General features: G+C 61.2%; 21 protein-coding genes and 1 tRNA gene. 12 read left to right on the top strand and 10 right to left on the bottom strand.

The features are described 5' to 3' along the window. Positions 1–15 precede the first annotated feature (15 nt). Positions 16–429 carry a response regulator gene (locus MD273_RS11750; protein ID WP_239037982.1) on the top strand — a complete coding sequence of 138 codons (414 nt, stop codon included), beginning with the start codon at positions 16–18 and terminating at the stop codon, positions 427–429. A 36-nt stretch (positions 430–465) separates the two neighbouring features. Here MD273_RS11750 and MD273_RS11755 read toward each other — a convergent pair whose 3' ends face one another. After that, positions 466–738 carry a hypothetical protein gene (locus tag MD273_RS11755; protein ID WP_239037983.1) on the bottom strand — a complete coding sequence of 91 codons (273 nt, stop codon included), beginning with the start codon at positions 736–738 and terminating at the stop codon, positions 466–468. Between the two features lie 547 nt (positions 739–1,285). Here MD273_RS11755 and MD273_RS11760 point away from each other — a divergent pair. Beyond that, positions 1,286–1,522 carry a hypothetical protein gene (locus MD273_RS11760; RefSeq protein ID WP_239037984.1) on the top strand — a complete coding sequence of 79 codons (237 nt, stop codon included), beginning with the start codon at positions 1,286–1,288 and terminating at the stop codon, positions 1,520–1,522. On the opposite strand, the gene MD273_RS11765 is transcribed toward MD273_RS11760, so the two are convergent. Further along, positions 1,491–2,003 carry a 3'-5' exonuclease gene (locus tag MD273_RS11765; RefSeq protein WP_239038478.1) on the bottom strand — a complete coding sequence of 171 codons (513 nt, stop codon included), beginning with the start codon at positions 2,001–2,003 and terminating at the stop codon, positions 1,491–1,493. The two genes, MD273_RS11760 and MD273_RS11765, sit on opposite strands and share 32 nt — an antisense overlap. A gap of 156 nt (positions 2,004–2,159) precedes the next feature. Between MD273_RS11765 and queC the strand changes: the two genes are divergently transcribed. Together queC and queE are read left to right on the top strand one after the other, a co-directional pair. After that, positions 2,160–2,825 (top strand): 7-cyano-7-deazaguanine synthase QueC, encoded by a 666-nt coding sequence (gene queC / locus MD273_RS11770; RefSeq protein WP_239037985.1) that lies wholly within the window; start codon positions 2,160–2,162, stop codon positions 2,823–2,825. Then, positions 2,825–3,481 carry a 7-carboxy-7-deazaguanine synthase gene (gene queE / locus MD273_RS11775; RefSeq protein ID WP_239037986.1) on the top strand — a complete coding sequence of 219 codons (657 nt, stop codon included), beginning with the start codon at positions 2,825–2,827 and terminating at the stop codon, positions 3,479–3,481. Before queC ends, queE begins: the two co-directional genes overlap by 1 nt. On the opposite strand, the gene MD273_RS11780 is transcribed toward queE, so the two are convergent. The 4 genes from MD273_RS11780 to MD273_RS11795 form a co-directional block, all read right to left on the bottom strand. After that, positions 3,482–4,525 (bottom strand): AraC family transcriptional regulator, encoded by a 1,044-nt coding sequence (locus MD273_RS11780; RefSeq protein WP_239037987.1) that lies wholly within the window; start codon positions 4,523–4,525, stop codon positions 3,482–3,484. Positions 4,526–4,673: 148 nt separating this feature from the next. Beyond that, entirely contained in the window at positions 4,674–5,561 is an 888-nt protein-coding gene (locus MD273_RS11785) for an alpha/beta fold hydrolase (protein WP_239037988.1), read from the bottom strand. A 92-nt stretch (positions 5,562–5,653) separates the two neighbouring features. Then, positions 5,654–7,408 carry an ExeM/NucH family extracellular endonuclease gene (locus MD273_RS11790; RefSeq protein ID WP_239037989.1) on the bottom strand — a complete coding sequence of 585 codons (1,755 nt, stop codon included), beginning with the start codon at positions 7,406–7,408 and terminating at the stop codon, positions 5,654–5,656. A gap of 10 nt (positions 7,409–7,418) precedes the next feature. Beyond that, positions 7,419–8,321: a helix-turn-helix transcriptional regulator gene (locus MD273_RS11795; RefSeq protein WP_239037990.1), complete on the bottom strand. Its 903-nt coding sequence runs from the start codon at positions 8,319–8,321 to the stop codon at positions 7,419–7,421. Positions 8,322–8,599: 278 nt separating this feature from the next. On the opposite strand from MD273_RS11795, the gene MD273_RS11800 reads away from it, so the two are divergent. From MD273_RS11800 to MD273_RS11830, 7 genes are all read left to right on the top strand, one after another. Beyond that, positions 8,600–9,883, top strand: a complete 1,284-nt coding sequence (locus tag MD273_RS11800; protein WP_239037991.1) for an MFS transporter — start codon at positions 8,600–8,602, stop codon at positions 9,881–9,883. A gap of 163 nt (positions 9,884–10,046) precedes the next feature. Further along, positions 10,047–10,472, top strand: coding sequence for a transcriptional regulator SlyA (slyA, locus tag MD273_RS11805; protein WP_239037992.1), 426 nt, complete (start codon positions 10,047–10,049; stop codon positions 10,470–10,472). Between the two features lie 10 nt (positions 10,473–10,482). Further along, positions 10,483–11,874, top strand: a complete 1,392-nt coding sequence (locus MD273_RS11810) for an MDR family MFS transporter (RefSeq protein ID WP_239038479.1) — start codon at positions 10,483–10,485, stop codon at positions 11,872–11,874. Between the two features lie 225 nt (positions 11,875–12,099). Then, entirely contained in the window at positions 12,100–12,669 is a 570-nt protein-coding gene (locus tag MD273_RS11815) for a TMEM165/GDT1 family protein (protein WP_239037993.1), read from the top strand. A 50-nt stretch (positions 12,670–12,719) separates the two neighbouring features. Continuing rightward, positions 12,720–13,772 (top strand): L,D-transpeptidase family protein, encoded by a 1,053-nt coding sequence (locus MD273_RS11820; protein WP_239037994.1) that lies wholly within the window; start codon positions 12,720–12,722, stop codon positions 13,770–13,772. 21 nt (positions 13,773–13,793) lie between these two features. Beyond that, positions 13,794–15,224 (top strand): NfeD family protein, encoded by a 1,431-nt coding sequence (locus MD273_RS11825; RefSeq protein WP_239037995.1) that lies wholly within the window; start codon positions 13,794–13,796, stop codon positions 15,222–15,224. Between the two features lie 38 nt (positions 15,225–15,262). Further along, positions 15,263–16,045 carry a slipin family protein gene (locus tag MD273_RS11830; protein ID WP_239037996.1) on the top strand — a complete coding sequence of 261 codons (783 nt, stop codon included), beginning with the start codon at positions 15,263–15,265 and terminating at the stop codon, positions 16,043–16,045. A gap of 201 nt (positions 16,046–16,246) precedes the next feature. Here the strand turns inward: MD273_RS11830 and MD273_RS11835 are convergent, their stop codons facing one another. The 3 genes from MD273_RS11835 to MD273_RS11845 all read right to left on the bottom strand — a co-directional run bounded on the left by MD273_RS11835 (position 16,247) and on the right by MD273_RS11845 (position 19,122). Next, entirely contained in the window at positions 16,247–16,525 is a 279-nt protein-coding gene (locus MD273_RS11835) for an Lpp/OprI family alanine-zipper lipoprotein (protein WP_239037997.1), read from the bottom strand. A gap of 203 nt (positions 16,526–16,728) precedes the next feature. Further along, positions 16,729–17,289, bottom strand: a complete 561-nt coding sequence (locus MD273_RS11840) for a L,D-transpeptidase family protein (RefSeq protein WP_239037998.1) — start codon at positions 17,287–17,289, stop codon at positions 16,729–16,731. 108 nt (positions 17,290–17,397) lie between these two features. Continuing rightward, positions 17,398–19,122 (bottom strand): potassium/proton antiporter, encoded by a 1,725-nt coding sequence (locus MD273_RS11845; RefSeq protein WP_239037999.1) that lies wholly within the window; start codon positions 19,120–19,122, stop codon positions 17,398–17,400. 71 nt (positions 19,123–19,193) lie between these two features. Between MD273_RS11845 and MD273_RS11850 the strand changes: the two genes are divergently transcribed. Beyond that, positions 19,194–19,267 (top strand) — tRNA-Gly (locus tag MD273_RS11850). Between the two features lie 24 nt (positions 19,268–19,291). Here MD273_RS11850 and MD273_RS11855 read toward each other — a convergent pair. After that, positions 19,292–20,602, bottom strand: coding sequence for an NAD(P)/FAD-dependent oxidoreductase (locus MD273_RS11855; RefSeq protein WP_239038000.1), 1,311 nt, complete (start codon positions 20,600–20,602; stop codon positions 19,292–19,294). Between the last annotated feature and the right edge of the window lie 35 nt (positions 20,603–20,637).

The raw sequence follows: 20,637 nt of genomic DNA on the forward strand, positions 1-20,637 counted from the left end.
CAGTGGAGAAAACCGATGACAGATCTGAAAGTTCTGGTTGTGGAAGACGAGCCCCTGATGCGGGAACGCCTGGTAGAAATGCTGCATCGCGCCGGTGCCACCGAAGTGACCGAGGCTGTGGATGTCGCCTCGGCGAGAAAGGCTTTTGACGCCCGGGAGTACCACATCATCCTGCTCGATCTGGGGTTACCGGATGGTGATGGCCATGCGCTGATGCAGGAATTCAAGGAGCGCCGGGAAGCCCAGCATATTGTCTTGGTGACTGCGGACGATTCGATCGAGAGCATCCAGCGCGCGATCAGCGCCGGTGCAAACGGTTATGTGGTGAAGCCCTATTCCCAGGACAAGATTCACGATGTGATCAATAACTACGCGGTGGTTCACGGCGGTGAAGGGGCCGTTCTGGAGGGGCTGAACCGGCCACATTGACCGGTCCAGCCTTTGCGTTTCGGGCTGGTAGCCTGCTCAGGCCACCTGGCGGGCAATCCAGGAGTTGTAACGGGTCGCCAGCGCCCGCACATACCGAGCCTCGGCGCCACTGAGGCTGGCCAGTACACCGTTGAAAATCCAGCCTCGTTCATACAGCCCAAGCACCCGCTGTTCATCGTCCAGGTTGACGCGCTGGTTCAGCTTCTTGCAGATCGCATCCAGCAGCGGCAGTTTTTCCGGGCGCTTGATCGGACCCTGGCGGTTGCCCATTGGCTGGTTTGCCGCACGTGTTGTCGGATGTCTTTTCATGATGTTCTCCTTGTCGTTTTGCGGGCTGCAAAAACAAAAACCCCGGAGCCAAGGGCAACCGGGGTTTGGCGGAGAACCTGACCCGGTCGCTGCGAAGGCTCCCGGGACTGACCGAAAGCCGTTAGATGTCTTTCACCATGGCGTGCGCGGACTGCCCGTTCTGGCAATCAGCGGCTGGGTAAACAATGAACTGTAAAATCATCCTGGTCATACCGGCTCTTTGGTTTCGGTTCATCACTCAGTGTATAGGCTATCGGGCGGTTTGCAAGAGTCCATCCGCTTCGGCAAACCCGTACAGACGCCCGGGCCGTGAACGCCCATAATTCGCGGCGTCACGTGTTTTTACGTTGTGCAATCCGCGATACCTGCCGAGCAGGTATCAATGGATCTCTCCTTTCTACGCAGCCGTCTTGGCTGCGTTTTTTTTGGCATCTCGGAAAGTTCGTAGCCACTACTTCGTACAGAATGGGTGGCCGGAATTGGCGATAATTTGCACACTAACCTGTTGATTCACCGATTCTGACCACAGAGGTTGAAACCTAAGCAAATGCCCGACGAACCCGGATCTGCCAGAAACAAGTTCCGTTCAGATTTTATCGTTGAAATTGCACTGATCGTCGCACTGGCGGTCTACATGGTGCTGGCCCAGGACAAGACCGTAGGGGATGACCTGAGCTTCACTGTGGCCGGCGCCGCACTGATGGCGGTGGCGACTTACTGGACCCTGCATACCCTCAAGGATGGCCTGCAGTTCATTGCACTGCGGCTTCGTCCTGGAAAATAACCCGCCGCCAGGTCTTGTGCAGGATGAGGGCGTCGTTGGCAGCCCGGTGAACGGGTAGCCCCAGTTCCGAAATCACCTGCTGGCGCACGCCCGACCATTGCCGGACCTGGTGACTGTTGAGTAGCATGGAAATTGATTCCAGCTGGAATTCGGGCTGCACGCTGGCGGCCCGGAACAGTCGATGCAGCCAGAAGCTGTCGAACGTCCAGGCGTCACAGAACACCTGCTCCGGCAGTAGCTGGTTCAGGTGGTGGGCCACCTCATCCACCGCCTTGCCTTCCTCGCTCAGGGTGTCCCGGGAGATTCCGTGGATCTGTTCCGCGCTTTGTGACCAGTCCTGCCAGAGTACGTGGGGTCGAATCAGCCAACTGTGCAATTCGCCGCCCGGCATGCAGATACCCACCTCGATCGGGTAGCTTGCAATCAGATCCAGGCTCGAGGCCTCGAAATCAATGAATGCCGGTGTGAAATCGCTGGTCATGGTGTCAGGGTCATTGCTGCGTTGTTTTTCGTTGAGTTTACCCGCCCCGTAACCGAGACGCGAACCCAACCTGTCTGTCCACTGTTACAATATGTCCACTCAATGTAAAACCCCGATGACACACCGTTGTTGTCCAAGAACCTTGCGGGAGCCTGAATGACTGACACCGTGGTTGTAATTTATTCCGGAGGCATGGATTCCTTCACTTTGCTGCACCTGGCCCGGGCGCGTGGTTATCAGGTCCATGCCCTGTCTTTCAATTACGGTCAGCGTCATGTCCGGGAGCTCGATTGTGCCCGACAGGTGTGTGCCGATCTGGGGATTCCCCACAAGGAGATAGATATCCGCGCCATGTCCGAGGTCATGGGTGGTTCCTCCCTGACGTCCGACCTGGAAGTGCCGGAAGGCCACTACGAAGAGGACAGCATGAAGGCAACGGTGGTACCCAACCGCAACATGATCCTGCTGTCACTCGCCACCGGCTACGCTGTGACTGCCGGTGCCTCGAAGGTCTGGTTCGGAGCCCACGGTGGCGACCATGCCATCTATCCGGACTGCCGCCCGGAGTTTGTGGAAAAAATGGATGCCGTCTGCCGGGTCGCGAACTACGAGCCGGTGGGTATCGAGGCGCCGTTCATAAGGATGGACAAGGGAGAGATTCTGGCCGAAGGCCTTGGGCTCGGCCTCGATTACAGCCTGACCTGGACCTGTTACAACGGCCGGGACAAGGCCTGTGGCCGCTGCGGTTCCTGCGTGGAGCGGCTCGAAGCTTTTGCCTCCAATGGTGTGACCGATCCACTGGAATACGAGGGGCAGGCCTGATGTACCGAGTCAAGGAGGCGTTCTACACGCTTCAGGGCGAGGGCGCCCAGGCCGGCCGCGCGGCCGTATTCTGCCGGTTCAGCAAGTGCAATCTCTGGACAGGCCGGGAAAGGGACCGTGCCGGCGCGGTGTGCAATTTCTGTGACACCGATTTTGTGGGTACCGATGGCCAGAACGGTGGCAAGTTTGAGGCGGCAGACGACCTGGCCCGGCACATCCGGAGCCTGTGGCCTGATGCCCCGGGCCGGCCCTATGTCGTTTGTACCGGTGGGGAGCCCCTGCTGCAGCTGGACGAGGCGCTGATCGAGGCGTTTCACCGCGCCGGCTTTGAAGTCGGTGTGGAGACCAATGGAACCCTGCCGGCGCCCGCCGGCATCGACTGGCTGTGTGTCAGCCCCAAGGCCGATGCGCCGGTCGTGATCGAAGCCTGCGATGAACTCAAGCTGGTGTATCCCCAGCCACTGGCAATGCCGGAGCGGTTCGAGCATATTCGGGCCGGGCACTATTTCCTGTCCCCCATGGCCTCGCCCAGCCTGCCGGCAACCGGTGAGGATCCGGTCAAGCAGAGCAACACCCGCAAGGCAACCGACTACTGCCTCGCCCACCCGCGCTGGCGCCTGACCCTGCAAATGCACAAGATCATTGGCATCGACTGATCAGGCGGTGGCTGCCGGCCGTAACGCCTCGCTGCGGTACTGACTCGGGCTGATGCCCGTCCAGCGCTTGAAGGCGCGGGTGAAATTGGCGGCGTCGGCGTAGCCGAGGGCGTCGGCAATCTGGCTCAGGTTCATGCCGGTACCCGTGAGCAGCTCCCCCGCCCGATCCAGCCGGACCTGATCCACCAGGTTCTGGAAGCTGGCGTCTTCCTCCTGCAAGCGTCGTTTGAGGGTGCGTTCCGAAACAAACAGGGTACCTGCCACGCGAGCCAGCTTTGGCGGGAAGGGGTGGCTGGTCTCGATCACCCGCCGCACCCGGCTGGAGAAGCAGGCATCTTCAGTCAGGCGTTGCAGGGCTTCTTCGCATTGAGCCCGGGAATCGGCCGCCAGCTGGTCATTGGTAAACCGGATTGGCAGGGCCAGCCGGCTCTCGGGGATGATCAGGGCATCCTCGCCGGCTTCGTAGTCCACGGGTACCGGAATGACCTGGCGGAACCTGTGGAAATAGTGGGGTTCCGGACCTCGCCTGATGATACGCGTGCCATCCACCGGAGACCCGGTCAGTTGGGCCCCCATGAAGACACAGCCGAACAGTGTGGCGTCCAGAATGAAGCCTTGCAGGGGGCCCATATCGACACCGCAGGACATCGTATAGCGCGCATGCCCCTCGAATTTGTGACGGCTCACCTTCAGGTGGGGCGCCCGCAGGGTCAGGTAACGGGTCACGAGGTCGAGGGCATCCCTCAAAGTCCTGCTACTCATGACCGCCGTGCCCAGTGTGCCATGGAGGGGCAGTTTCATTTCTCGGGCCAGCAGGATGCCCAGACCCGGTTCCCCGCTCTCGATGATGGCGCGGGTGACAAATTCGCTGGCCTGCGCCTGGCTGACCCGGAGTTCCGGACAGTTTAGTCGGGAGGGGTCCAGGCCGACGCGGAGCAGAAGATCCTGTTCGTCGACGCCAATCGAGTGAAGCAGACCGGCCAGGGTATGCAGGTATATGGCCGGCATACCCAGATCCTGAGCAGTCGAGACGGAGGCGCGCATGGGTTTCCTCGTTCTGTACCGTTTTTGTTATGTAATGGGTCGGTGATACTGACGAATTATGCCGCCATGGCTGATCAATCCCATGGCTGGTATGACGGGGTGGAAGGCCTGTCGGGCCAATTGGCCCGATTCACCGGCAGCTCCGGTATCAGCGTGTGTGGCGTTCAACAAATCGTTCCAGCACGGCCGCTGACTTGCCCGGGGTTTCAAGCATGGGCAAGTGGCCAACCCGGGGGAATACATGCACCTCTGCATCGGGGGTGGCGGTCTCGAACCATCGGACGCAACGGGTCGGAGTGATCACGTCCCGGTCACCCCACTGGACCAGCAGCGGTGGCGTATCCGATCCAAGATACCGGGCCGGAGCCAGAGCGTCCGAGACCATGTCGGTGAATATGTGCCGGAGGGCGTCCGTACGGCTGAGCAGGTCAGGACCCAGCAGGCCGGCCATGGCAATTCCGGTGGCAGTGGGTCTGCCGTTGCCAACACTGTTGAACATGCGGTAGACGCCCTTCCAGTCTCGGGGAATCAGGATGTCGTCGCGATCCGTCTTGAAGGGAGCGTCCGGATCCACGTCGGGGTGCTCCGGAATGCCCGCGCTGTTGAGCAGGGTCAGCGAGCGTGGCGCCTGCGTCATCTCATGGGCCAGCACTGCGGCGATGGCGCCTCCCATGGAGCTGCCCGCCAGATGTATGTTGTCCGTGGGCAGCTCGGCCAGCCAGTCCCTCAGGCGCAGAGCCTGCGCCACATACCGGTAGCTGGCATCTTTCCGGTATTCGCTCTCACCAAGCCCGGGCAGGTCCGGGACCAGGAGGTGCCAGTGGCGGGGCAGGCGCTGGAGCCAGAAGCCCCAGTTTTCCTTCATCGCCGCGAAACCATGGATCAGGAGGACCGTTGGACGGTCGGGACCGGGCTCGCCCCGCTCAAGGTAAACCATGCGGTGGCCGTCAACGGTGGCAACCCGGCGTCGGGCATTCAGTAGCCAGCGCTGCCCGGTGCGGGCGGCAGGCCAGAAATTCGGGGCGGGAATTCTCATCACAGGTCCTGTGGCAATCAGACACCTGTCCAGTTTACCGGTCAGGGATCCGTCAACCTTGGCTGCACTGCCCCGCAGTGCGGGCGCTTGAGTCAGAGTCGAAGATCGACGATGACGGGGTTGTGATCCGAAGAGCGCCAGGGGCCGGTACTATCCGGCGCGATCGCGGACTGATAACCCAGTGCCCTGGGTTCGTCGGCATTGATGCGCCAGGTAACGGCATTGACGACGCGTGGCGCCAGCCGGTCGGAAGCCAGGGCATGATCGAGCGATCCCTTCTGACCCTTGTACCGGTAGCTGTAGTGCTGGCAGTTCCTCGGAGTGCAGGGGTGATGGCTCGCCACCATGCTGGTGTAGCCCCGCTGACGGAACACGTCCAGAGGCGTTTCGCGGGTGTAACTGTTGAAATCGCCGGTAATCAGGGTGCCGGCCAGTTCCGGTTGCCCGGGCAGGCCCGCCAGCCAGTCGACAATTGCTTCGGCTGCCCTGATCCGTCGGTGGGCGTAACAACCCTGGCCATCGCCCTGATTCCGGTCGGGGCCGGTGGCGCCACGACAGGATTTGGATTTGAGGTGGGGAACTGCCACCCGGAGTGACTCTTTACGGTTTGTTAACCGGAACGCCTGAACCAGCGGTGGCCGGCCTCTTGTACGAAACGGTCCGCTGGTCAGCCGCCCCGCCTTGCCCACCGGGATTACCCGGTCCTGGCGGTAGTACAGGGCTGTGCGGATGGCATCGGTGCCGTCCTGACCGGGTGTCCGGATGTAGCGCCATTGCGGCCCCAGCGCCCGGGCCAGGGCGGCTATGGCGCTGTGCCGGCCATAGCCATCGTTCTCAAGTTCGCTGACTGCGAGGATGTCCGGATCGGGGGCCGTGAGGGCCGATACCAGCCGTGCCTGTTGTTGCCGGTACGCGGACTCGGTGGTCGCGCCCCGGGGCGTCGGGTAGTCACCGCCCCGGCCATCACCGTTGAACAGATTGGCCAGGTTGAGGGTCATCACCCGCAGTGTTGCCCCGTCCGGACGTACCGGTGCCGGTTCCCTGGGATTGCTGGCGATAAACTCGGGCGGCGATTCGGGTTGAACCCGCCATTGCCCGAACCGGAAATCCAGCACGCCGGCGATGTCGCGCAGGGTGTCTCCCATGCGCACCGTGTTGTCGATTCTGAGGCCGCCCGGAGGCCAGGGAACCGGGCGGGGATTGCGGTTGCCACGGCCGTCATCCAGGGTTATCCGGCCGCTGACGGAATCGTCGAGCTTGCCGGCCTTTGGGCCGGGCGGCAGGTATTCGGTGGCAATGACCTGATCGCCCGGTGCCAGTGTGAGTTCGCCAAACTGTGCCAGGTTGTAACTGTCGATCACGGTGAGCGGGGAGGCAACGGTCACCCTCATGTTCTCGAGGGCTTCGTATGGGACCGAAGCCGAGGGTTCGATGACTGTTGCCTTGGGTAGGGTTCCCGGGCCGCAAACAATCAGGTTCCGGATCTTCACCAGTTCGGTGAGACCGTGGAACTCCCGAACCTCACCGGTGAGGCGAAGCCGTTGTCCCTGTGTGCCTTGCCGGCGGTGGGTGTAGACGAACAGCGCCTCGGAAGTGGCCGGATTGTCATCGGCTTCGTCGTCAGGCTGCTGCAGGTAGAATCCCCGGAAGCCTTCCTCGCCACGGGCATCGAGGGTGAGGATGCCCTCGACGGTGACTGTCTGGCCGGTCAAGGGGGATGTTTCTCCGTCACCCTGGACCCGGGCAATCGGCGTGGAGGCTTCACCACAGGAGCCGCCTGCCGAGGCGAGAGGCGTCAGCAGGAACAGGACGAGGCTTCTGGCAGCCAACAGCGCGAGTGATTTCACGCCGGCCAGTCTAGCAGAGCCCTGCCACCGCTTTGAGTGCCTGTTCCCGGCGACTGCCAAAACCCAACTCGTCCGGATTGGCCAGCTCCAGTTGTTGCACCAGGGGGTCGGGGTGCTCATTGTCAAAGGTGATTCCCATGCGTGACAGCACGTAGGGAGTCAGGGCTGCCCGGGTCCGGATGGTCAGGCGACCATCGCTCATGCCGTAGTCACGGGCGATGATGTCCTGCTGCGCTTCGGTCAGGCGCTGATCCGGTGTGATGACCAGGGTGACCTGCCGGTTCCAGTCCTCGTCATGCTGGCTGGTGTGGCGTGCCCGCTGGCGCAGTGCCTCCGGCACCGTTCGGAGGCGGCTCAGGGCAAAGTCCCGGAATTCCCGGTTGGAGTCACACCATGCCCTCAGGTGCCAGTTGTTGCCGGTGCATACCAGAGTATGGGGTTCGAGAATGGTCTCCACCGGCTCAGGACGGCTCAACGAGGTGTAGCTTGCCCGAAGCTGTCTGCCGTTGCGCGTTGCGGTTACCACGGCGCGCATGGATTCCGGAGCGATCACCCGGCTCGGACCCGCCACAACATGGCTGTCGGGCAGGCCCAGATCCAGTGCCTCGAAGGTATCGCTCAGGCTCTGTTGACGGGCAAGGAGGTCGAGATATTCGCCGACCTCGCCGCGCGTGACCACCGGCCGGAACCGGGGGGCCGGTACGTACCCCTTGAGGTGGCGGTCATATTGAAGGTTGCCCGGAGCCAGCTCACGCAGGTAGGTGTTGATGTCCTTGGAGGCCTGCTGGCGGCCGATGCCAAAGCTGTGGCAGATGTGGTTGGTGGTCAGTCGACCTTCCCACAGGGCAACAGTCTCAATCAGTCGATAGCGTAGTAGCAAATCCCAGCGGATGGGCCAGTCCGTCTTTTTCATATCCAGGCGCTCACGGATCCATTGAAAAACCTGAATTTATGTTACCTGCTCCCAGTCAGAGGGTCTGTTACGACCCATTAATGTAAAAAAATCTTCAGAATCACGGTTTACGGCGCATTCGCACGACCCGGAAATGCCTTCCCGGGAGTTTCGGGAAGTCCCTAGTAGCCTGCACCGGGTGCCACTGATCTAATGCCGCTCCGGCACAGTCCCGAGGCTGGTGCTATCTTGGTGCCCAAACACCGAACGTCTGCTGTCCGTTGCCCGGAGCCGTTGCCATGACCCGAATGGTCACTTCCCTGTCCGCCCTGATTCTCAGCATTATCCTGCTGGTAAGCGGTAATGCCTTCCTGATGACCCTGCTGGGTATCCGGCTGAGTATCGAGCAGGTGGCTCCGGACGTCATTGGCTGGGTGCTGGTGTGCTACTCCATCGGTTTTGTCCTCGGCACTCTCTACGTGCATCGGGTGATCGGCCGGGTCGGACACATCCGTGCCTTTGCGGTGTTCGCGGCATTGGCGGCGGTGGCGTCGTTGATGTACCCCGTGGCTGTATCGATGGTGTTCTGGGCGTTCCTGAGGGTGCTGTCCGGCTTCAGCATTGCCGGTGTCCTGGTCGTAATTGAGAGCTGGTTCTCCAGCCGCGCCACCAACGCCAACCGTGGCGCCCTGTTTGCGGTCTACCAGATTGTCTTCTACCTGTCGGCCGCAGGCGGTCAGCTGATCGTTAATGTGGGCGATCCGGCCAACTTCATGCCCTTCTCCCTTGCTGCCATCCTGCTGACGCTGGCACTGGTTCCCCTGTCCCTGACACAAATGGAAGCGCCTCCCATCGAGCAGGCCTCCCGAATGTCCATTTTTACACTGGCCCGGCAGTCCTTTACGGGGATGGCTGGTGCGCTGGTCTGTGGCGTAATGATCGGCGGTTTCTATGCCCTGGGGCCGGTCTATGCCACTCTCATGGGCCTGGATGTCGCAAAGACCTCCACCTTCATGGCCAGTGCCATTGTCGCGGCCATGATCCTGGCCTGGCCGCTGGGGCGCGTCTGTGACCGGTTTGATCGTCGTCGGGTGATGTTCTGGGTGGCGCTGACTGCAGCCGCAGCGGCCGGAGTCGTGGGTGTACTGGAGCCGATGAATCTGGTTCCTCTCATTCTGTTGGTGGGACTGTTTACCGGCTTGTCAGCCAGCATATATCCCATCGCCGTGGCCATCACCAATGATCGGATGGAAACCAGTCGTATTGTCTCTGCCAGCGCCACATTGCTGCTCAGCTATGGTGTCGGTAGTGTGATTGGCCCTATTGCCATGGCGGAGCTGATCGGGCTTCTGGGCCCCGAAGGCCTGTTCCTGGGCAACGCCGGGTTCCTGGTGCTCCTTGCCCTGATCACCAGTTACCGGATCAGTCACACCGAGGATGTCCCCGTGGAAGAACAGGAACATTATGTGCCGGCTATGCCTGAGACCTCACCGGTGCTGACCGAGCTTGACCCGCGCAATGCCGAATTCCATGAGTCTCCCGAGGTCGAAGAGATGCGGGAAGAGGAGCGCCGGGCCGGCTGAACCGGGTTCCTCGGGTTTTCCCGATATATTTTTAATCTGATATCTGTTTTTCTTTCAATGGTTAGCATACTATTGGTAACTTTCCCATAATGTGAGTTTTGTTGGCCGAACGCCCGGGGCCCTGCAGGGTCGCGGTGCGGCCACCGGACAGGAGCGATAACCCATGAGAGAACAGTTTCCCTTTGCCGTTGCCCGGGTTACACGCCGTTGGCGCAAGATGCTGGATGAACGCCTGAAGGATCTTGGCGTCACCCAGGCACGCTGGAGCACCATGGTTTACTTGCAGCAGGGCGGCGAAGGGCTCACCCAGCGTGAACTTGCCAGCCTGATGGCAATCGAGAATCCCACCCTGGTGCGCCTGTTGGACAGTCTGGAACAGCAAGGGCTGATCGAGCGCCGGCCCTGTCCCAACGACCGCCGGGCCCGCCGCCTGCACCTGACCGACGCTGGCCGGGCATTTATGGACGACCTCTCCGAGCGGGCGGCCAAGTTGCGTGAGGAAATGCTGGAAGGTATCAGCGATGAAGAGATCGAGAGTTCGCTGAAGATCTTCCAGAAGATCATGGAAAACGCCGAAAAGCAGAAGTAGGAGTCTGATCCTGGCTGATAACACGGTCGACGGACTCCGGGCCCGATACGGCGACCGCTGGCGCTGGCTGGCGGTGTGCACGGTCATGCTGGGCACCATGGCTACGGTGCTCAGTGCCACCGTGGTCAACGTGGCGCTGCATGACATCATGCTCGAGTTCGGTATCCGTCAGGGCCAGGTGCATTGGCTCGCCACCGGCTTCATAGCCGCCATGACCACGACCATGCTGGCTTCCTCCTGGTTGCTGGACCATTTCGGGGTCCGGAAAACGCTGGCCAGCGCCATGGCCCTGTTTACCCTGATTTCCATTGCCGGCGGTTTTGCCGAAACGCCGGGCCAGCTGATCGCGGCCCGGATCGGCCAGGGTGCCATGGCAGGACTGATGCAGCCTATGGGCATGTACCTGGTGTTCCGGATTTTTCCCAGGGAACGCAGAGGGCAGGCCATGGGCATCTATGGCATGGGAGTCATCCTGGCGCCGGCGCTGGGCCCGGTGCTGGGAGGTTTTCTGGTGGACCAGCTGAACTGGCGTTATGTCATGTTTGCGCCGGCGCCGGTCACGATGTTCGGGGTGTTCATGGCCTGGCGTTTCCTGCCGTTGCCGCCGTCACGTCCGGAACCCTACCGCTTTGATCTGCCGGGCCTGTTTCTGCTCGGAGCAACAATCGGTCTGGCTCTGGATACCCTGAATCGGATGCAGGAACTGACCGGATCGGAGCTTCGGATCGGAATCCAGGCGTTGGCCGTGGCGGCGTTGCTGGTCCTGTTCGTTCTCCGGGAACGATCCGCCCGCCATCCCCTGGTCAACATCGCGCTGCTGCGGACCCCCGCCTTCGTCTACGCCAATCTCGGCGCCATGGCTCTGGGGCTGGCGCTGTTCGGGTCCACCTACCTGGTGCCGCTCTTTGTCCAGAGTGCCCTGGGTTTCAGCGCCACCGAGGCGGGCCTGCTGATGTTACCGGCCGGTATCGTCCTCGGCATTACCTTTCCGCTTGCCGGCCGGCTGGCCGACCGGCAGAGTGCCCGCTCCCTGGTGGTGTTCGGGATCGCCATATTCGCCGCCTCGGCCGTCCTGTTTGCGGTTTCGGATGTGTCGCTGGCGTTCGGTTGGCTGGCTCTTTGGACCATCCTCGGGCGTATCGGTATCGGGTTCATGCTGCCGGCACTGTCCACCGGCGCGCTCAACCCGCTCAAGCCGGAACAGCTGGGCGCGGCTTCCAGCACCATCAATTTTACCCGCCAGCTGGGCGGCGCATTCGGCGTCAACATTGTGGCTCTGACGGTGGAGTTCGGTGAGCACAGTGGTGGTCTGCCCACCATTAATGCCTTCCATAATGCCTGGTGGCTGGTCGCGGTGTTCGTTGCCTTGGCCGCCCTTCCGGTGTGGCGGATGCGGGCATAGTTGCGATCCGGGGCGCAATTGGATAGCATGCTCTCTCCTTCAGGGGAGTAGCCTCCGCGCCGGACGATCCGGCCGGACGGTAGTCAACATACTTGGGGCTCAATCTCCATGGCTACCGTGTCCCGCACCCGTTGCGTGGGGATTGGCAAGACCTGAGGCAGATCACCTCCGATGGGCGGAAGGTGGGCTGTCTCATGTCTTCGATATCCGCCCTGGAGTTGTTTGATGGACGCTTTTCTCGCCTCGACCGCCGCCGTTGCCATTGCCGAAATCGGCGACAAGACCCAGCTGCTTTCCCTTTTCCTCGTGGCCCGCTATGCCAGGCGAACGCCGATCATACTCGGTATCCTGATCGCCACCATCCTGAACCACGCGCTCTCGGCCTGGCTCGGTGCCTGGATTGCCAGCTTCATTCCGGAAACCTGGCTGCCCTGGATCCTGGCGGGGAGCTTCGTTGCCATTGCCCTGTGGCTGCTGATTCCGGACAAGGATGACAGCGAGGACTCCAAGTTCCTGGGTATGGGCGCCTTCATGGCCACCACGATCATGTTTTTCCTGGCCGAGATCGGTGACAAGACCCAGGTGGCCACCGTTGTACTAGCAGCGAAGTTTACTGACACGTTCTGGGTTATCATGGGTACGACGGTGGGGATGCTGCTGGCGAATATACCGGTTATTATGGCCGGTCGCTGGTTGATGGAGCGCATGCCCCTGGCGACGGCCAGGATCAGCGCCAGCGTTCTGTTTGTCTTGCTGGCGATCGTCACCGTCTGGACGACCGCCATGAACTCCTGATTGGCTTTGCTGTCACCGTCTGGGTGAACACTGAATTTCGGAACTGAATTATGCCGCTTGGAAAGTATTGGAACATTCTCGCGCTGTTGGTGCCGCTGGCTCTGGTCAACGCCCCGGTGTGGGCGGCGCCGGAGGCTCCCGAGGCTGAGGCCGACGAAGCGCCCGACCGGAGCCCGCGGGTGCCCACGTTCGAGCTCAACGGGGACCTGGCTGGCGAGCTGCAGGCTTTCACCACCCGCTATGAGGACACCTTTGCCCAGCTCGGCAACCGGCTCGCCCTGGGCTATCTTGAGCTGGTGAAGGCCAACCCCGGCGTGGACCCCTGGCTGCCGGGGGAAGGCACCACCATTACCCTGCCCCGGCAGTACGTAATTCCCGATGAGGCGCGCCGCAAGGGCATTGTCATCAACCTCGCGGAATACCGCCTGTATTACTTCACCGGGGACGGTGATGTGCAGGTCTATCCCGTGGGTGTCGGCACTGAGGAGAATCCCTCTCCGCTGACCGACGCTGAAGTGACCATGCCCCTGGAGTCCCCGGCCTGGTATCCCCCGGCCAGCATCCGCGCAGAATACGAAGCGAACGGCGAATACCTGCCCAAGATGATTCCGCCCGGCCCTGGGAACCCGCTGGGAACCCACGCCCTGTTACTGAGCGAGAAAGGCTATCTCATCCACGGCACCAACAAGCGGTTCGGGGTTGGCATGCCGGTAAGCCATGGCTGCTTCCGGATGTACAATGAAGATATCTCCCGGTTTATCTATCAGGTCGACAAGGGAACGCCGGTTCAGGTGATCCGGGATCCGGTCAAGATCGGTATATCCGGAGGTGAGGTGTGGCTCGAGGTGCACCGCCCCGGCGAAGATTATCCGCAGGAGGACCGGGATCAGCTCTGGCAGCGGGTCTTCTCGGAAGTGGAAGCATTTCGTGAGCAGAATCCGGAGGTGGAAGTGAACCGCCGCGCCATCGAACTGGCCGTGGATCAGGCCGACGGTATTCCGACCATGATTGGTGAGAGGCTCACCCGGGTGGCCACAGATGAGAGTGTCGAGAACAAATCCCCTGCCAGCCAGGGTGAGCAGGAGCAGAAACTCTACTTCTGATCACTGACGAGGAGAGGTGCCATGCAAGGAAAGCCAGTCATCAGAGCGGGCCAGTCCCGGCGTCTGAGCGTGTTCGCGGCGGTTTTTCTGCTTGGGGCCCTGCTTGCCGGTCTCTCGCTCTCGCACCAGCTTCTTGCCCAGACCAGTGAGGGCCGCGCCCTGGTGCTCACCGTCGAGGGGGCCATCGGCCCGGCCACCATGGATTACGTCACCCGCGGGATCCGTCGCGCGGAGTCCGAGGGCATGTCTCTCGTTGTTATCGAGATGGACACGCCAGGGGGACTGATGGACTCCATGCGGGAGATCATCAAGGCCATCCTCGCCTCCGAGGTGCCGGTGGCAACCTATGTGTCTCCCGAAGGCGCCCGCGCAGCCAGTGCCGGTACCTACATCCTCTACGGCAGTCATATCGCCGCCATGGCGCCGGCGACCAATCTCGGCTCGGCGACACCGGTCCAGATGGGGGGAATGCCCGGCACGGAGCCCACGGAACAGGCGCCTGAGTCGGACGGGTCCGCCGATGAACAGGAAGACAGCAAGCGCCGCGGAGACACCGCCATGGAGCGCAAGGTGCTGGAGGATGCGGTCAGCTATATTCGCGGGCTGGCGCAACGTCATGGCCGGAATGCCGACTGGGCCGAGCAGGCCGTGCGGGAGGCGGTCAATCTGGGCGCATCCGAAGCCCTTGAGCAGAATGTGATCGACGTGGTGGCGCCCAACCTGAGGGACTTGCTCCGACAGATTGATGGCCGGACGGTCCGCATGGCGTCCGGCGACCAGGTACTCAGTACGGCCGATCTGGAGCTGGTACGAGCGGAGCCGGACTGGCGCACCAACCTGCTGTCGGTGATTACCGACCCGAATGTGGCCTATTTCCTGATGATCATCGGGTTTTACGGCATCATCTTTGAACTCGCCAACCCCGGTGCCATTGTGCCGGGCGTCATCGGTGCCATCAGCCTGATCCTCGCGCTTTTCGCCTTCCAGGTGCTGTCGGTGAACTACGCTGGCCTGGCGTTGATCATGCTCGGGCTGGCCTTCATCGTCGGTGAGGCGTTTGTGCCGAGTTTCGGCATGCTGGGGGTCGGGGGCATTGTCGCCTTTGTCGCCGGCTCGGTGATCCTGATGGACGGCAGTCACCGGGATATCTCATTACCCACAATTGGCGGTACCGCCATTGTGGCAGCGGGCTTCATTCTCTGGACAGTAACCCGTTTTATCGGCCTGCGACGCAAGCATCCGGTCAGCGGTTCCGAGCAGATTACCCACGAGCAGGGTGAAGCCCTGGATGACTTCACCCGCGGCCACGACCACTATACTGGTCATGTGCGTATCAGTGGCGAGCGCTGGAATGCGCGCAGTGAGCAACCGGTGAATACTGGTGACCCTGTGCGGGTTACCGGCATCGAAGGATTGACGGTAACCGTCGAGGTCATCGAAGAAGAGGGCTGACCCGGCGTTCAACAGTTCACGGCGAACAAGGAGGCCATATGATTGGTGATCTGATTCCCTATCTCGCACCGACGGTGGTGTTGCTGCTGATCCTCGGATCGGCGATCAAGATCCTGCCCGAGTACGAGCGTGGCGTGGTGTTTTTCCTGGGGCGTTTTCAGGGGGTCAAGGGGCCGGGCCTGATCATTGTCATTCCCGGAATCCAGCAGATCGTCAGAGTGGACCTGCGGGTCATTGTGCTCGATGTGCCCAGCCAGGACGTGATCTCCAAGGACAACGTCACCGTTCGGGTGAATGCCGTGCTTTACTTCCGCGTGGTGGACCCGGAACGGGCCATCATCCGGGTTGAGGACTTCAACTCGGCCACCAGCCAGCTGGCTCAGACAACCCTGCGTTCGGTGCTCGGCAAGCACGACCTGGACGAGATGCTTTCCGAGCGCGACAAGCTCAACGCCGATATCCAGGAGATTATTGATGCCCAGACCGAGGAGTGGGGCATCAAGGTCGCCAATGTGGAAATCAAGCATGTCGACCTGAACGAATCCATGATCCGGGCAATCGCCCGCCAGGCCGAAGCGGAGCGTGAGCGTCGGGCCAAGGTGATTCACGCGGAAGGTGAATTGCAGGCTTCGAAGAAACTGGTCGAAGCTGCCCAGGTGATGTCCGCCAATTCAGGGGCCATGCAACTGCGTTATCTGCAAACCATGGCGGACATGAGCAGCAGCAATGCTTCGACCATTGTGTTTCCGATGCCGATGGATCTGATGAGAACCTTCATGGAGAAGCAGGCGAAGGCTCCGCAGAACGGAGATCAGGGCTGACTTGAGACAAAGGGGTCAGAAGAAAGCGTTCTTCTGACCCCGGAGTTTCGGCGACTGCGCTACTTGGGTTTCGGGCATAAAAATGGGGTCAGGAGAAGGCTTTCTTCTGACCCCATGTTCGCCAGCACATCAGGGTTGACCTGATCGTCAGGCATAAAAAAAGGCCGGGGTTCCCGGCCTTTTTCTGCTTGAGCGAGCCAATTACTTCTGGCTGGCGCTCTGCAGCATGCGCTTGGCACGCTCGTTTGCTTCGTCTGCAGCTTGCTGGGCAGCGCGGGCAGCGGCCAGAGCTTCTTCTGCAGTCTGCTGGGCAGTACGTGCGTCAGCGGCAGCGCTGTTTGCAGTGTTCAGTGCGTTCTCAGCGGTCTGCTCTGCAGAAGTTGCAGTAGCGTTGGCTTCGTCGATGGCAGCCTGGTTGCTGGCACAGCCGGCAGTCAGAGCAGTAGCCATTGCAAACCCAGCGATCATCAGTTTACGCATAGTAAATCCCCTTATTGGTCGTTTTATGTCCTGAGTGTCGGAAGTGAGTATAGACCACTTCCCGCAAAACCGGGTCCGACGGAAGGTTTGTTTCCCATCGGAGTCGTTAAACAGTGTAAAACACTCCGAGACGAAATGTTAACTAAGGATACGCAAAATTTCCTAGCTTATGACAACAACTTAATCGTGGTGTCATACCTTATTCACGGAAGAATGCGAATTGGGGTTCCATTGGAGACCAGTTGCCAGATCTCATCCATGGCATCGTTGGTCACGGCAATGCAGCCGTCGGTCCAGTCCAGCCCGACAAAGGCGAACGCCAGGTCGCCCGCGTCGTTGGGCATGCCGTGGATCATGATGCTGCCGCCGGGATCGAGCCCCCAGGCTTCGGCCAGCTCGCGGTCCCGCGGGCTGGGATAGGAGATGTGGATGGATTTGTAGAAATCGCTCTGCTCGTTGCGCCAGTCCAGGACGTACTCGCCCTCGGGCGTGCGCTCGTCGCCTTCGTAGAGTTTGTGGCCTTCAGGGTTATCACCGAGGGAGATGCGGTAGCTGCGAACGATGTCCTCACCGTCGAGCAGGTACAGGCGGCGTTCGGCTTTCTTTACCAGTACCTCGCTGATATCAAAGCGTTCCGGTGCCAGTTGCAGCGGCTCAGGCATGCGAACATCGGCTTTCGCAAGCAGCTCCTCGGCCCCGGCAATGCCCGGCACCAGCACCATAATCACGAACAGACAACGGAACGCGGCTCTCAGCAAACTCATAACCCTGACTTACCAAATATTAATGTTTCTTTAGCGCCGTTTATATCATAGCTCAGCGTGAGCCTGTTAAGGGGTTTTGTTAAGTTTTATGGCCATCCGCTTCGTCCCTCAGTCATTTTGTGAACTGTCCATTTTCATGCCCACCTTGGTGACCTGGTCCGCCTCTGTTGCCCGTGCCACCAGGGTAACCGGCCCGAGCGTCACCGTATCACCGACCACGGGGTGACCCTTGGTTCGCCGTGAGAAGCACTCCGCCAGGCTGATATCCGGCGACAGTTCATCAAATTCGATACCGTAGACCTGCTCCACATCCCCAAGCAGTGCATCCCCGTTCAGCACGAAATCACCGAAGAAGGCACGCTCTGCCAGATATTCCGGGGCGTGGCGGCCGCTGAGGGCTTTGCCCAGCTCAGGAAGGACATTGGGTGTGGCAAACATGGCGACCATGTCGCCGCTGGAAACTTCCAGATCGGATTTGGGTTGCAGACAGACGCGGTTACGGAAAACGCCCGCCACCGCCGTGTTCTCCGGGAACCGCAGCTGGCCAAGGCGCCGGGGTGTTTCCCAGTTCTTCCCGCGCAGGGGGAACAGCATCAGTTCGTGATCTCCGGCAGCGGGGGCGTCCAGGGGCAGCCGCCGGTAGGGGTCGTCGCCGGCCGGAACCTCCAGTCTGAGTTTGCGGGCCAGCGGCGCCATGGTGGTGCCCTGAACGAGCAGTGAGACCAGTACAATGAAGAATGCCGCATGGAACACCTGTTGAGCCTCCGGCAGGCCCGCGATGATCGGAAACAGGGCCAGGACAATTGGCACGGCGCCGCGCAGGCCCACCCAGCCGATAAAGCCGAGTTCCCGGCGCTTGAAACCGAATGGCCACAGGGTGGCGAAGACGGTTGCCGGCCGGATAATAAAGATCAGGGCCAGGGCCAGGATCAGGCCGCTACCGGCCAAGGGCAGAAGCTCGGAGGGTGAGACCAGCAGGCCCAGCATCAGGAACAGGCATAGCTGGGCGAGCCAGGCCAGGCCGTCATGCACCTGCAGGATCATCGGCATCATGCGCACCGGGCGGTTACCGATGACCACACCGGTCAGGTAGATTGCCAGGAAGCCAGACCCGCCAAGCGCGTTGGTGGCAGAGAAGACTGCGATTCCGGCAGCGGCAACCAGCAGCGGGTACAAGGACGGGGTCAGGCGGATGCGATTGGCGAGCTCGACCACGGCGAAGCCCCCCAGCAGGCCGGCAACACCGCCGATGCCGAACTGTTTGACCAGCATCACCAGCACTGACCAGGTCGCCCCCTCGCCCTGATTGGCGATCAGTGTGACCAGCAGAAGGGTCAGGAAAATCGCCATCGGATCGTTACTGCCGGATTCGATCTCCAGGGTGGCGCTGACCCGTTCGTTCAGATGCAGGCCCCGGCCCTGTAGCAGCGAGAACACGGCGGCGGCGTCGGTAGAGGAGATGATGGCCCCGATCAGCAGGGCAGTCAGCCATTCCAGTTCAAAAACCCATCGGGCGACCACTGCGGCACCGGCGGCGGTCATGAACACGCCCAGGGTTGCCAGTACCAGTGCCGGTCTCAGGCCCACCCGGAAGGTTTCCGCCCGGGTACGCATGCCACCATCGAGCAGGATTACCCCCAGGGCGAGATTGGCGATCAGGAAGGCCAGTTCAAAGTTGTCGAACTCGATGCCGCCGGGACCATCCTCGCCCATCATCATGCCCACTACCAGGAAGATCAGCAGTACCGGCATGCCGACTCGGCTGGACAGCGGGCTGAGCACGATGCTGATCACCAGCATCAGGGCTCCGACAAGGGTGAGGGTGGGGTCCATTCAGTCTCCAGACATAAGGCTTGCCCAACAGCGGGCCGTCTGCTTATATTTCACTCGCGGCCAATGCGTTTGCGGGTGTAGTTCAATGGTAGAACGGCAGCTTCCCAAGCTGCATACGAGGGTTCGATTCCCTTCACCCGCTCCAACCTGCTTCCGTGGCCGGTTGTCTTCAGTGTAGTTTCAGACGCGGGTGCATGGCACGGCTGATTTTGTCCATCAGCCAGATGATGCCGGTCCGTACAACCCCATGCAGGGCCACCTGGTGCATGCGGTACAGGGAGACGTAGAACAGTCTCGCCACTTTGCCCTCGATGTACATGCTGCGTCCGGAGAGGTTGCCCATCAGGTTGCCCACCGTGGTGTAGCGGCTGAAATTGATCAGCGAACCGTGGTCGTTGTACACGAACGGCACGTCTTCCTTGCCTTCCAGACGATTGCAGAGCGTCTTGAACAGGGCGTCGGCCTGCTGGTGTGCGGCCTGGGCCCGGGGTGGCACAGGCCGGTCGGAATCGGGTTGCGGGCAGGCGGCACAATCCCCCAGGGCGAAGATATCCACATCCTGTGTGGTCTGCAGGGTCTGCTCCACCACCAGCTGGTTGCCCCGGTTGACCTCAAGTCCATCCAGCTCGGCAAGGAAGGCCGGTGCCTTGATCCCGGCGGCCCAGATGGTCATTTCAGATGGCAGCTCGGTGCCGTCTTTCATAATGACGCTGTTTTCACGGACCTCGCTCACCGGTTGTCCGGTCAGTACCTTCACGTGCTGGCGCTCGAGCTCCCGGGTGGCTGCCGCCGAGAGGCGTCCGGGCAAGGCCGGCAGGATCCGCTCGGCGGCTTCGATCACGCTGATCGAGACATCCGAGGACTTCAGGTGGTTCATGCCGTAGACCGGCAGCTCCCGGGACGCCAGCCGCAGCTCGGCGGCCAGTTCCACCCCGGTGGCGCCGGCCCCGATGATACTGATGTTGAGGGTGTGCTCCTTGCCCTGAAGGGCCTCGTGATTTTTGCGCAGGAACGCATTCAGCATCAGGTTATGGAAACGTCGGGCCTGTTTCAGGCTGTCCAGGAAGAGGCAGTTCTCCTGGGCCCCGGGAGTGCCGAAATCATTGGCGGTACTGCCCACGGCGATCACCAGGGTGTCATAACGGATGTGGCGCTCCGGTACCACTTCCATCCCCTCTTCATCGTGGAATGGGGCGATCACCAGCTTTTTTGCCCTGCGGTCCAGCCCGCTCATGCGACCCAGCTGGAATTCGTAGTGGTGTTTCCTGGCGTGGGCGCGGTAGTTGATCTCGTTGGCACTGGCGTCCAGGGAGCCCGACGCGACTTCGTGCAGCAAGGGTTTCCAGACGTGGGTCAGGCCCGCGTCGACCAGGGTAATCCTGGCCTTGCGCTTCTTGCCCAGTTTGTTGCCAAGGCTGGTGACCAGCTCCAGACCGCCGGCGCCGCCACCCACTACCACGATATGAGGAAGGTTATCCATAACAATCAGACCTTTAAGTGAAGAGAGCCAAGCGC

The sequence above is a fragment of the Marinobacter sp. C7 genome, from assembly GCF_022343555.1.
GTDB lineage: Bacteria > Pseudomonadota > Gammaproteobacteria > Pseudomonadales > Oleiphilaceae > Marinobacter.